This is a genomic window from Rhodococcus sp. UNC363MFTsu5.1, assembly GCF_000686785.1.
Classification (GTDB): domain Bacteria; phylum Actinomycetota; class Actinomycetes; order Mycobacteriales; family Mycobacteriaceae; genus Rhodococcus_G; species Rhodococcus_G maanshanensis.
In genome coordinates, this window is record NZ_KK366015.1 from 202930 (window position 1) to 213464 (window position 10535).

Below are 10535 nucleotides of genomic sequence, written 5' to 3' on the forward strand. Positions count from 1 at the left end.
ACGATATCGGGAGCCGAGAGTGTCCTCCACCACAGCCGAGATTTCCGACATTTCGGAACAGTCCCCGCACTGCCTCGTCGAGAAGCGCGGTCACGTCCTCATCGTGACGATGAACCGCCCCGAGGCCCGCAACGCCCTGTCGGGCGAGATGATGGCGATCATGACCGAGGCCTGGGACCAGGTCGACAATGATCCCGACATCCGGGTCGCGATCCTGACCGGCGCCGGTGGCACGTTCTGCGCGGGCATGGACCTCAAGGCGATGAACAAGAACGCCCCCGGCGACACGTTCGCCAAGGGCACCATGGACCTGACCAAGCTGCCCGCGCTGCTCAAGGGCCGCCGGCTGACCAAGCCGCTGATCGCCGCGGTCGAGGGCGCGGCCATCGCAGGTGGCACCGAGATCCTGCAGGGCACCGATATCCGGGTCGCAGGCGAGGGCGCCAAGTTCGGCGTCTCCGAGGCGCGGCTGGGACTGTTCCCGCTCGGCGGTTCCGCGGTCCGCCTCGTCCGCCAGATCCCCTACACCGTCGCCGCCGAGATCCTGCTCACCGGCAGGAACGTCCCCGCGCCCGAGGCCAAGGAACTCGGCCTGATCGGCCATGTCGTCCCGGACGGACAGGCGCTGACCAAGGCGCTCGAGATCGCCGACGCGATCGCCGCCAACGGCCCGATCGCCGTCCAGGCGATCCTCAAGACCATTCGCGTCACCGAGGGCATGCACGAGGAAGAGGCCTTCAAGCTCGAAGCCGAGATCGGTGCCGAGGTGTTCAAGAGCGACGACGCCAAGGAGGGTCCGCGCTCGTTCGCCGAGAAGCGCGCCCCGAAGTTCCAGGGCAAGTAGCGACCGGCCTCCCCTGCAACGACATGCAAACCCCGACGACACAGCACCGGGTCGTCGGGGTTTTGCTTGCCGCGGGCCAGGGCAGCCGGTACGGCATGCCAAAGGTCTTGGCGCATCAGGGCGCTTGGTTGCGCACCGCTGTCGCGGCGCTGCGGGGCGGGGGCTGCTCCCGGGTCATCGTCGTGCTCGGCGCGGCGGACACCGAGGTGCCACACGGCGCGGAGATCGTGTACGCACCCGACTGGCGCGAGGGGGTCGGCGCCTCGCTGCGGGCAGGCCTCACGGCCGCCTCCGCCGACCCGGGCGCGGACTACGCCGCCATCCACCTGGTCGACCTACCGGACGTGCACGCCGATGCCGTCGCCCGGGTCATCGCCGCCGCGGCCGCCACCGAGAGCGGGCTCGCGCGGGCCCACTACGGGGCCAGCCCCGGTCATCCCGTCGTGATGGCCCGCGCTCACTGGGCCGCGGTGGCGGCAACGGCGGCGGGCGACGAGGGCGCCCTCCCCTACCTTCGCGAGCACGCCGGTCGCGTGCGACGAGTCGACTGCGGCGACTTGGCGACCGGGGAGGATCGAGACACCAGCTGACCCGTCCCACGGATCGGGCCCCTGGTTGCCGATTCGGCGACCAGGGGCCCGATCCTGAAACGTGTTCCACTCACATCAGGCCGGGTTGACCGCCGCCGCGAGCTGGCGCATGTGCTCGACGTTCCGACAGGTCACCAACAGCATGGTGACGCCGGCTTCCTCCCACTGCTTGACCTGGGTCCGCACCTCGTCGACGTTGCCGATGATCATCGTGTCGGTGACCATCTGGTCCGGGACGATCGCGGCCGCCTCCTCCTTGCGGCCCGACAGGAACAGCTTGCCGATCTCCTTGACCTCTTCGCCGTAGCCCATCCGGGTGTACACCTGGGCGTGGAAGTTCAGCTCGGGGGCGCCCATCCCGCCGACGTAGAGCGCGGTGATCGGCTTGAGCTTCGCGATCTCGGCCGCCCGGTCGTCGGTGATGACGACCTGGCAGGTGGCCGCGATCTCGAAGTCCTCGCGGCTGCGCCGGGCGCCGGGGCGCGCGAAGCCCTCGTCGAGCCATTCGTTGTACATCGGCGCCAGGCGCGGGGTGTAGTAGATCGCCAGCCAGCCGTCGGCGATCTCGGCGGTCAGCGCGACGTTCTTCGGCCCCTCCGCACCGAGCCAGATCGGCAGGTCAGCGCGCAGCGGATGGGTGATCGGCTTGAGCGGCTTGCCGAGGCCCATGCCCCCCTCGCCCTGGAACGGCAGCGGGTAGTGCGGGCCGTCGTTGGTCACCGGCGCCTCCCTCGCGAGCACCTGTCGCACGATCGAGACGTACTCCCTTGTGCGCGCCAGCGGCTTCGGGAAGGGCTGTCCGTACCAGCCCTCGACGACCTGCGGCCCGGAGACGCCGAGGCCGAGGATCGCACGGCCACCGGAGAGGTGGTCGAGGGTCAGCGCGTGCATCGCGGCGCCGGTGGGCGTCCTTGCGGACAGCTGCGCCACCGAGGTGCCGAGCCGGATCCGCTCGGTGCTCGAGCCCCACCAGGCCAACGGGGTGAACGCGTCGTTGCCCCAGGACTCGGCCGAGAAGACCGCATCGAATCCCGCCGTATCGGCCTCGGTCACCAACTCCTGGGCGTTGGCGGGGGGCTGCGCGCCCCAGTATCCGAGTTGCAACCCAAGCTTCACGAAAATCCTCCAGTTCAACAGTGACTATTGCCAGTGGAATAAGAACCTGTTCTACTCGACTTTGTGACCCCTGAAAAGACCCAAGTGGCCGAGCAGCCCCTGAGGGCACCACTAAATCTCAAATTCGACTACACGCGGTCCGTTGGACCGACCATCGGAGCGTTCGTCACCGGCCTACGCGACCGAAGGGTCGTGGGCGCCCGTGGCTCCGATGGTCGCGTCCACGTGCCGCCGACGGAGTTCGATCCCACCACCCACGAGCCGATGACCGACTTCGTCGACGTCTCGGACACCGGCACGGTCGTCAGCTGGACGTGGATGCCCGATCCCATCGAGGGTCAGCCGCTGAGCCACCCGTTCGCGTGGGCGCTGGTCAAGCTGGACGGCGCCGACACGTCGATCCTGCACGCCGTCGACGCCGGATCGGCGGACGCGATGAGCACCGGTATGCGCGTGCGGGTCCGCTGGGCCGACGAGCGCACCGGGCACATCCGCGACATCGCGTGCTTCGAACCCGGCGAGAGCGAGTCGACCCCGGCGCCGTCCGCAGGCGAGCCCGTCACCGACATCGTCACCCCGATCGACCTGCACTACACGCACACCGCCTCGTTCGAGGAGACCTACTACCTCCTCGGCCTGATGGAGGGCAAGATCATCGGTGGCCGCACCGACGCGAACGGCAAGGTCTACGTGCCGCCGCGCGGCGCCAACCCGACCGACGGCATGCCGACCAAGGAGCAGGTCGAGGTGTCCGACAAGGGCGTCATCACGACCTTCTGCATCGTCAACGTCCCGTTCCTGGGCCAGTCGATCAAGCCCCCGTATGTCGCGGCCTATGTCCTGCTCGACGGCGCGGACATCCCGTTCCTGCACCTGATCCTCGAGGTCGATCCCGCCGAGGTCCGGATGGGCATGCGCGTCGAGGCCGTCTGGCGGCCGAAGGAGGAGTGGGTGTACTCACTCCGGAACGTCTCCCATTTCCGTCCCAGCGGTGAGCCGGACGCGGACTACGACACCTACAAGCACCACCTATAGGAGCCGAAAAGACCATGACAGACATTGCAGTCGTCGGCTTCGCACAGGCCCCCCATGTGCGCGAGACCACCGGCACCACCAACGGTGTCGAGATGCTCGTCCCCTGCTTCCAGCAGTTGTACTCCGAGCTGGGAATCACCAAGTCCGACATCGGCTTCTGGTGCTCGGGATCGTCCGACTACCTGGCCGGACGCTCGTTCTCGTTCATCTCCGCGATCGACTCGATCGGCGCCGTGCCGCCGATCAACGAGTCGCACGTCGAGATGGACGCCGCCTGGGCGCTGTACGAGGCCTGGGTCAAGATCATGACCGGCGAGGTCGACACCGCGCTGGTGTACGGCTTCGGCAAGTCCTCCGCAGGCAACCTGCGGCAGATCCTCGCGATGCAGACCGACCCGTACCTGGTCGCCCCGTTGTGGCCGGACTCCGTCTCGATGGCAGGCCTGCAGGCCCGGCTCGGGCTCGAGTCGGGCAAGTGGACGGCCGAGGACATGGCGCAGATCGCCAAGCGCAGCCGCGCCGCCGCCAAGAGCAACCCGGACGCGCAGCTCTCCGGCGACGTCGACATCGAGACCCTGCTGGCGTCCGAGTACGTCGCGGACCCGCTGCGCGCGCACGACTGCGCGCCGATCACCGACGGTGCGGCCGCGATCATCCTGGCCCGCGGCGACCGCGCCCGCGAGCTGTGTGAGCGGCCCGCGTGGATCACCGGTATCGAGCATCGGATCGACTCCCCCGTCATCGGATCGCGTGACCTGACCACGTCGCCGTCGACCGCGGCCGCCGCCCGCGCCGCGACCGGTGGTGAGGTCTCGAACATCGACGTCGCCGAGCTGCACGCCCCGTTCACGCATCAGGAGATCATCCTGCGCGAGGCGATCGGGCTGACCGATGCCACCACGATCAACCCGTCGGGCGGTCCGCTGACCGGCAACCCGATGTTCTCCGGCGGCCTCGAGCGCATCGGCTACGCGGCACGGAAGATCATGAGCGGTGACGCGCAGCGCACCCTCGCCCACGCCACCAGTGGCCCTGTGCTGCAGCAGAACCTGGTCGCAGTCATGGAAGGACGCAACAACTGATGGCGAAGCAATTGGCAGCCGTCCTCGGCACAGGCCAGACCTACTACGTCGCCAAGCGCCACGACGTCACGATGGCCGGCATGATCCGCGAGGCAGTCGACCGCGCGATGGCCGACGCCCACGTCGGCTGGGACGACATCGACGCCATCGTGATCGGCAAGGCCCCCGACCTGTTCGAGGGGTCGATGATGCCGGAGCTCGCGATGTCGGATGCGTTGGGCGCCAACGGCAAGCCGCTGCTGCGCGTGCACACCGCCGGGTCGGTCGGCGCCTCGACCGGCAATGTCGCGACCAGCCTGGTGCAGTCCGGCGTCCACAAGCGAGTGCTCGCCGTGTCGTGGGAGAAGCAGTCCGAGTCCAACGCGATGTGGGCGCTGTCCACGCCGGTGCCGTTCACGATGCCGGTCGGCGCGGGCGCGGGCGGCTTCTTCGCACCGCACGTGCGCTCGTACATCCGCCGATCGGGCGCTCCCGACCACATCGGTGCGATGGTCGCCGTCAAGGACCGCCGCAACGGCGCGATGAACCCGTACGCGCACCTCAAGCAGGCCGACATCACCGTCGAGTCGGTGCAGGCGTCCCAGATGCTCTGGGACCCCATCCGTTACGACGAGACCTGCCCGTCGTCGGACGGCGCCTGCGCGATCGTCATCGGCAACGAGGACGCGGCAAAGGAGATCCTCTCCGAGGGCCGCAAGGTCGCATGGATCCACGCGACCGCGATGCGCACCGAGCCGCTGGCGTACGCGGGCCGCAACGTCGCGAACCCGCAGGCAGGCCGGGACGCCGCGGCCGCGCTGTGGAAGGCCGCGGGCATCACCGATCCGCTCACCGAGATCGACGAGGCCGAGATCTACGTGCCGTTCTCCTGGTTCGAGCCGATGTGGCTGGAGAACCTCGGCTTCGTGCCGGAGGGCCAGGGCTGGAAGTTCACCGAGGCAGGCGAGACCGCCATCGGCGGGCAGATGCCGGTCAACGCGTCGGGCGGCGTGCTCTCGTCGAACCCGATCGGCGCCTCCGGCATGATCCGCTATGCCGAGTCCGCGATGCAGGTGATGGAGCGGGCCGGTGACCACCAGGTCGACGGCGCACGCAAGGCCTTCGGTCATGCGTACGGCGGTGGCTCGCAGTACTTCGCGATGTGGGTGGTCGGTACCGACCGCCCGACCAACTAGAAGGGACGCGCCGTGAAGTTCACCGTCGGAATCGCGATGAGCCCGCTCGATCAGCTCATCCCGCTCGCACAGACCGCCGAGGAGTGCGGGTTCGCCAATATCGCCTTGCCGGACTCGCTGTTCTACATGGAGACGGCGGCGGCCGACTACCCGTACACCCCCGACGGCTCCCGGATGTGGAACGCCGAGACCCCGTGGGTGGATCCGCTGATCGCCGCGGCGGCGCTGGGCGCGGCCACCTCCACCATCGGCTTCTACACGAACGTGCTGAAGCTGGGGTCGCGGAACCCGCTGCTGCTCGCGCGGCAGGTCGGGTCGGTGGCGAACCTGACCGGGAACCGGTTCGGTTTCGGCGTCGGGATCGGCTGGGCACCGGAGGAGTTCGAGTGGTGCGGCGTGCCGTTCAAGAAGCGCGGCGCCCGCGTCGACGAGATGATCGAGATCATCAAGTTGACGCTCGCGGGCGGCATGGTCGAGTTCCACGGCGAGTTCTACGATTTCGACCGGCTGCAGATCAGCCCCGCGCCGAGCAAGCCGGTGCCGTTCTACGTCGGCGGACACACCGACGTGGCGCTGCGCCGGGCGGCCCGGGTCGGCGACGGCTGGACCTCGGCAATGATGAAGTTCAAGGACCTCGTCGAGACCAAGCGCAAGCTCGATGATCTGCGGGCCGAATACGGCCGTGCCGATGAGCCTTTCGAGATGCAGGCCGTGTGCATCGATCGCTTCGGCAAGGACGGCTATGCCGAGCTCGCCGACGCGGGCATCACCGATTCCATCGTGGTGCCGTGGATCTTCGACGGCGTGCCCTTCGACGGCCCGCTCGAGGCGAAGCAGGACTCGTTGCGCAAGTTCGCGGCCGACCACATCGCGGGAGGTGCGTCATGACCGATACCGCGACGGAGCACCCCGTCCGGATCGCCTCGCGCGCGTCCCAGGCCGCCGCGAGCGGCAAGCGCAAGGAGGAGTGGCTGGCGCTGTTCGCGGAGGACGGCTGGGTCGAGGACCCTGTCGGCCCTTCGGGTTTCGACCCCGAGGGCAAGGGTCACCATGGCCGGGAGGCCATCGCCCGCTTCTACGACATGACCATCGCGACCACCGAGTCGCTGACCTTCGACATCAGGGACACCCTGCAGTGCGGTGACGAGATGGTCTACATCGGCAGCATCCGGTCCGTCGTGGCTGGAAACCAGATCGATGCCGAGGGCGTGTTCATCTACCGGGTGAACGACGAGGGCAAGCTGCAGTCGATTCGGGCCTTCTGGGAGGTCGACCGGGCGATGAAGACGCTCGTCAAGCTGTAGTTCGCACGAACGCAGGAAGGACCGCACCTCGTAAATCGAGGTGCGGTCCTTCTCGTTTCACGGCAGGGTGGGTCCGACCGCAGCCGATCGGAAGGACGACATTCAGTGCAGTGGCAATCGGAGGATCTCCGGATCTGTTTCGTCGGCGACTCTTTCGTCGCGGGCGTCGGCGACGAGACCGCGCTCGGCTGGACCGGCCGGCTACTGGCCCGCAGCGCGCAGGCGGGAAGACCGGCCACCGGCTACAACCTGGGGATCCGACGCGACACCTCGACCGACATCCGAGCACGGCTACGCGAGGAGGTCGAGCGCCGCAGGCCCGCGGACACGGAGCTGCGTCTGGTGTTCTCGTTCGGGGTCAACGATGCGACCGCCACGGATGGCGGCCGTCGGGTCCCGGCCGACACCTCGCGGGCGAATCTGACCCACTGCCTGGACGTCGCCGGGGACGCGCCGGTCCTCTTCGTCGGCCCGCCGCCCGTACACGACGCGGCGCACAACCACCGGATCCTCATGCTCAACAATGATTTTCGCGAGGTCTGCGAGGAACGCGGCTGCGCCTTCGTCGACGTGTTCACCGCACTGGAGAACCACAACGTCTGGCGTCAGCAGGTGCGCGATGGCGACGGCGCCCACCCGCGGTCCGCCGGCTACACGGCCCTGTTCGAACTGGTGGCGCCCGCATGGGACAACTGGCTGCGCGGCTGAGGCCACCGGCCGACCTGGAACGAAAACGGCAGCACCGGCGCGGTGACCGCGCCGGCGCTGCCGGATGGTGCTGGTGGATCGACCGCCCTAGTGGGCGACCGGGCAACCGCCGGTCTTGTAGTCGACCTGGTACTCCTTGATGCCGTTGAGCCAGCCGGAGCGCAGTCGACGGGTCTCGCCGGCCTCGACGATGTCCGGCAGGAAATCCGCGATCGCGTTGAAGATCAGGTCGATCTCCATGCGCGCCAGGTTGGCACCGAGGCAGTAGTGGGCGCCCGTGCCGCCGAACGACAGGTGCGGGTTCGGGTCGCGCAGGATGTCGAACTTCTCCGGGTTCTCGAACACCTCCTCGTCGAAGTTCGCCGACACGTAGTTCATCACCACGCGCTGGCCCTTCTTGATCGCCACACCGCCGATCTCGGTGTCCTCGAGCGCGGTGCGCTGGAAGGCGGCGACCGGGGTGGCCCAGCGGATGATCTCGTCGGCCGTGGTCTTCGGCCGCTCCTTCTTGTACAGCTCCCACTGCTCGGGGTTGTCCATGAAGGCCTTCATGCCGTGCGTGGTGGCGTTGCGGGTGGTCTCGTTACCGGCCACCGCGAGCACGATCACGAAGAAGCCGAACTCCTCCGGGCTGAGCACGTCGCCGTCGACGTCCGCCTCGATGAGAGTGGTGACGAGGTCGTCGGCCGGGTTCTCCTTGCGGGCCTCGGCCATCTGGTACGCGTACCCGAGGATCTCCATCGACGCGGCGGCCGGATCGATGTCGGCGAACTCGGGGTCGTCGTACGAGGTCATCTGGTTGGACCACTCGAAGACCTTGCCCCGGTCCTCCTGCGGCACACCGATCAGCTCGGCGATGGCCTGCAGCGGCAGCTCGGCCGCGACCTGGGTGACGAAGTCGCCGCTGCCCTCGGCGGCGGCGGCCTTGACGATGGCCTCCGCGCGGTCCCGCAGCTCTTCCTTGATGCCGTTGATCGCGCGGGGGGTGAAGCCACGGGAGACCAGCTTGCGCAGCTTGGTGTGCTCCGGCGCGTCCTTGTTCAGGAGCACGAAGCGCTGGAGCTCGATCTGCTCACGCTGCATGTCGTCGGCGAAGCGCGGGATGGCGGTGTTCTCCCAGGTGGAGAACACGTCGCTGCGCATCGACACGTCGCGGATGTCCTCGTGCCGGGTGACCAGCCAGTAGCCACCGTCGTTGAACCCGCCGACACCGTCGGGCTGCTCGACCCAGAACACCGGCTCGGCCTTGCGGACCTCGGCGAGTTCTTCCACCGGCAGCCGGTGCGCGTAGATATCGGGGTCCGTAAAGTCGAATCCCGCGGGAATGTTGGGCTGTGCCACTGTTGTCTCCTGCCATCGCGATCGGCGCCGCGCGTGATGTGGAACACGTTCTACAAAGATTGAAGCATAGAGCTTCGTTGGGGGAAAGACTAGGCAAAGAACTGGGCCCATTCTCCTTGCTCAATGGGGAGAACCTGTTCTACTTTTTGTAGACACGTTGAAAGGAGCCCGCCGTGGGCACACCAGTTATCGTCGAGGCAGTCCGTACCCCGATCGGCAAGCGAGGCGGATGGCTGTCCGGCCTGCATGCGGCGGAGACCCTCGGTGCGGTCCAGGTCGGAATCCTCGAGCGGGCGGGCGTCGACCCCGCCATCGTCGAGCAGGTCATCGGCGGCTGCGTCACCCAGGCCGGCGCGCAGTCCAACAACGTCACCCGCACCGCCTGGCTGGCGGCGGGTCTGCCGTGGCAGGTCGGCGCCACCACCATCGACTGCCAGTGCGGCTCCGCGCAGCAGGCCAACCATCTGATCGCCGGACTCATCGCGACCGGTGCCATCGACGTCGGCATCGCCTGCGGCGTCGAGCAGATGAGCCAGGTCCCGCTCGGCGCCAACGTCGGCACCGAGGCCGGCCCGCGGCGCCCGGCGTCGTGGGACATCGACCTGCCCGCCCAGTTCGAGGCGGCGGAGCGGATCGCGAAGCGTCGCGGCCTGACCCGCGAGGACATCGAGGCGCTCGGCGTCCGGTCGCAGGCGCTGGCCAAGCAGGCGTGGGCCGAGGGCCGCTTCGACCGCGAGGTGCTGCCCGTGACCGCGCCGGTCATCGGCGAGGACAAGCTGCCGACCTCCGAGACCACGGTCGTCTCCCGCGACCAGGGCCTGCGCGACACCACCGCGGAGTCCCTCGCCAAGCTCAAGCCGGTCATCGAGGGCGGCATCCACACCGCGGGCACCTCGTCGCAGATCTCCGACGGCGCCGCCGCGGTGCTGCTGATGGACTCCGACCGTGCCAAGGCCCTCGGCCTCAAGCCCCGCGCCCGGATCGTCTCCCAGGTGCTGGTCGGCGCCGAGCCCGAGTTCCACCTCGACGGCCCGGTCCAGGCGACCGCCAAGGTGCTCGAGAAGGCCGGCATGAAGATCGGCGACCTCGACCTGTTCGAGGTCAACGAGGCCTTCGCCTCCGTCGCGCTGTCCTGGGCCCAGGTGCACGGACCGGACATGGACAAGGTCAACGTCAACGGCGGCGCGCTCGCGCTCGGCCATCCCGTCGGCAGCACCGGTTCGCGCCTGATCACCACCGCCCTGCACGAGCTCGAGCGCCGCGACGCCTCGACCGCGCTGATCTCGATGTGCGCGGGCGGCGCGCTCGCCACCGGCACCATCATCGAGCGGATCTGATCC

The 10535-nt window shown here is 68.5% G+C and carries 11 protein-coding genes; 9 read left to right on the forward strand and 2 right to left on the reverse strand.

Going from position 1 to position 10535, the window contains the following annotated elements; translation table 11 throughout:
* Nucleotides 1-19: 19 nt before the first annotated feature.
* Together BR31_RS0126075 and BR31_RS0126080 are read left to right on the forward strand one after the other, a co-directional pair.
* A complete protein-coding gene (locus tag BR31_RS0126075; protein ID WP_027503512.1) occupies nucleotides 20-844 on the forward strand; it encodes a crotonase/enoyl-CoA hydratase family protein in 825 nt (274 codons plus the stop codon).
* Nucleotides 845-867: 23 nt separating this feature from the next.
* A complete protein-coding gene (locus BR31_RS0126080; RefSeq protein ID WP_027503513.1) occupies nucleotides 868-1434 on the forward strand; it encodes a nucleotidyltransferase family protein in 567 nt (188 codons plus the stop codon).
* A 75-nt stretch (nucleotides 1435-1509) separates the two neighbouring features.
* Here the strand turns inward: BR31_RS0126080 and BR31_RS0126085 are convergent, their stop codons facing one another.
* A complete protein-coding gene (locus BR31_RS0126085; protein WP_027503514.1) occupies nucleotides 1510-2550 on the reverse strand; it encodes an LLM class F420-dependent oxidoreductase in 1041 nt (346 codons plus the stop codon).
* A 63-nt stretch (nucleotides 2551-2613) separates the two neighbouring features.
* Between BR31_RS0126085 and BR31_RS0126090 the strand changes: the two genes are divergently transcribed.
* The 6 genes from BR31_RS0126090 to BR31_RS0126115 all read left to right on the forward strand — a co-directional run bounded on the left by BR31_RS0126090 (nucleotide 2614) and on the right by BR31_RS0126115 (nucleotide 7854).
* On the forward strand, nucleotides 2614-3585 hold the full coding sequence (locus tag BR31_RS0126090) for a Zn-ribbon domain-containing OB-fold protein (protein WP_027503515.1): 972 nt from the start codon (nucleotides 2614-2616) through the stop codon (nucleotides 3583-3585).
* 14 nt (nucleotides 3586-3599) lie between these two features.
* Nucleotides 3600-4667 (forward strand): thiolase domain-containing protein, encoded by a 1068-nt coding sequence (locus tag BR31_RS0126095; protein ID WP_027503516.1) that lies wholly within the window; start codon nucleotides 3600-3602, stop codon nucleotides 4665-4667.
* Nucleotides 4667-5842, forward strand: a complete 1176-nt coding sequence (locus BR31_RS0126100) for a thiolase domain-containing protein (protein ID WP_027503517.1) — start codon at nucleotides 4667-4669, stop codon at nucleotides 5840-5842. The genes BR31_RS0126095 and BR31_RS0126100 overlap by 1 nt, the downstream gene beginning before the upstream one ends.
* Nucleotides 5843-5854: 12 nt before the next feature.
* Nucleotides 5855-6730 carry a TIGR03619 family F420-dependent LLM class oxidoreductase gene (locus BR31_RS0126105; RefSeq protein ID WP_027503518.1) on the forward strand — a complete coding sequence of 292 codons (876 nt, stop codon included), beginning with the start codon at nucleotides 5855-5857 and terminating at the stop codon, nucleotides 6728-6730.
* Nucleotides 6727-7146 (forward strand): nuclear transport factor 2 family protein, encoded by a 420-nt coding sequence (locus BR31_RS0126110; protein WP_027503519.1) that lies wholly within the window; start codon nucleotides 6727-6729, stop codon nucleotides 7144-7146. The genes BR31_RS0126105 and BR31_RS0126110 overlap by 4 nt, the downstream gene beginning before the upstream one ends.
* A 105-nt stretch (nucleotides 7147-7251) precedes the next feature.
* On the forward strand, nucleotides 7252-7854 hold the full coding sequence (locus tag BR31_RS0126115) for a DUF459 domain-containing protein (protein ID WP_027503520.1): 603 nt from the start codon (nucleotides 7252-7254) through the stop codon (nucleotides 7852-7854).
* Nucleotides 7855-7941: 87 nt separating this feature from the next.
* Here the strand turns inward: BR31_RS0126115 and BR31_RS0126120 are convergent, their stop codons facing one another.
* The gene (locus BR31_RS0126120; protein WP_027503521.1) at nucleotides 7942-9195 is read right to left on the reverse strand and encodes a cytochrome P450; all 1254 of its coding nucleotides are present in this window, start codon (nucleotides 9193-9195) and stop codon (nucleotides 7942-7944) included.
* Nucleotides 9196-9368: 173 nt separating this feature from the next.
* Between BR31_RS0126120 and BR31_RS0126125 the strand changes: the two genes are divergently transcribed.
* On the forward strand, nucleotides 9369-10532 hold the full coding sequence (locus BR31_RS0126125; protein WP_027501314.1) for a steroid 3-ketoacyl-CoA thiolase: 1164 nt from the start codon (nucleotides 9369-9371) through the stop codon (nucleotides 10530-10532).
* Nucleotides 10533-10535 lie beyond the last annotated feature (3 nt).